Source organism: Streptomyces sp. NPDC058758 (genome assembly GCF_042746075.1).
GTDB lineage: Bacteria > Actinomycetota > Actinomycetes > Streptomycetales > Streptomycetaceae > Streptomyces.
Genome location: NZ_JBHYPS010000097.1, coordinates 1 through 1,234 on the forward strand (window position 1 = coordinate 1; position 1,234 = coordinate 1,234).

Sequence of the window (1,234 nt, forward strand, 5' to 3'; positions counted from 1 at the left end):
CGCTAGAGGCTTTTCTTGGCAGTGTGGAATCAGGAACTTCGCTACTATATTTCGCTCGCCATCACAGCTCAGCCTTATAGGAAACGGATTTGCCTATTTCCCAGCCTAACTGCTTGGACGCGGATATCCAATACCGCGCTTACCCTATCCTTCTGCGTCCCTCCATTGCTCAAACGATAAAGAGGTGGTACAGGAATATCAACCTGTTGTCCATCGCCTACGCCTGTCGGCCTCGGCTTAGGTCCTGACTAACCCTGAGCGGACGAGCCTTCCTCAGGAAACCTTAGGCATTCGGTGGACGGGATTCTCACCCGTCTTTCGCTACTCATACCGGCATTCTCACTTCTAAGCACTCCACCAGTCCTTCCGGTCTGACTTCACTGTCCTTAGAACGCTCCCCTACCACTGATACCATTGGTATCAATCCGCAGCTTCGGTGGTGTATTTAGCCCCGGTACATTTTCGGCGCAGAGTCACTCGACTAGTGAGCTATTACGCACTCTTTAAATGGTGGCTGCTTCTAAGCCAACATCCTAGTTGTCTAAGCAACTCCACATCCTTTTCCACTTAATACACACTTTGGGACCTTAGCTGGCGGTCTGGGCTGTTTCCCTTTTGACTACGGATCTTATCACTCGCAGTCTGACTCCTAAGGATAAGTCATTGGCATTCGGAGTTTGACTGAATTCGGTAATCCGATGAGGACCCCTAGTCCAATCAGTGCTCTACCTCCAAGACTCTTACACTTAAGGCTAGCCCTAAAGCTATTTCGGGGAGAACCAGCTATCTCCAGGTTCGATTGGAATTTCTCCGCTACCCACACCTCATCCCCGCACTTTTCAACGTGCGTGGGTTCGGGCCTCCATTCAGTGTTACCTGAACTTCACCCTGGACATGGGTAGATCACCTGGTTTCGGGTCTACGACCACGTACTAAACGCCCTATTCAGACTCGCTTTCGCTGCGGCTCCGCCTCTTCAGCTTAACCTCGCACGGGATCGTAACTCGCCGGTTCATTCTACAAAAGGCACGCCATCACCCGTTAACGGGCTCTGACTATTTGTAGGCACACGGTTTCAGGATCTCTTTCACTCCCCTTCCGGGGTGCTTTTCACCTTTCCCTCACGGTACTGGTTCACTATCGATCACTAGGGAGTATTTAGCCTTGGGAGATGGTCCTCCCAGATTCCGACGGAATTTCACGTGTTCCGCCGTACTCAGGATACATTGTTTAT

1 rRNA gene is annotated in these 1,234 nt (G+C 51.1%); it reads right to left on the reverse strand.

Annotated features, from left to right (window positions below):
* Positions 1 to 1,234: ribosomal RNA gene (locus ACFW6A_RS39150) — 23S ribosomal RNA — on the reverse strand; the annotation flags it as partial.